The organism is Dellaglioa sp. CoH-55-MRSF-9, assembly GCF_056782155.1.
The window spans coordinates 1-392 of sequence record NZ_JBXAYG010000030.1; the positions used below are offsets into that span (position 1 = coordinate 1).

Here is a 392-nt window from a genome sequence, read left to right on the forward strand (position 1 = left end):
TGTAAAGGGTGCTGGAGGTATCGGAAGTGCGAATGCTGACATGAGTAGCGATAAAGGGGGTGAAAGGCCCCCTCGCCGTAAGCCCAAGGTTTCCTACGCAACGTTCATCGGCGTAGGGTGGGTCGGCCCCTAAGGCGAGGCAGAAATGCGTAGCTGATGGGAAGCAGGTCAATATTCCTGCACCATTGTTAGATGCGATGGGGGGACGGATCGCGGAAGGTTGTCCGGGTGTTGGAAGTCCCGGTCGCTGCATTGGAGAAGGCGCTTAGGCAAATCCGGGCGCAGGATTCAAGGGTGTGGCGCGAGCTCCCTAGGGAGCGAAGCAATTGGAAGTGGTTCCAAGAAAAGCCTCTAAGCTTCAGTCTAACGATGACCGTACCGCAAACCGACAC

Annotated in this window: 1 rRNA gene; it reads left to right on the forward strand. The window is 56.6% G+C overall.

Annotated elements, in window-relative coordinates:
• Positions 1-392 (forward strand): 23S ribosomal RNA (locus tag AC1RPV_RS07675); the annotation flags it as partial.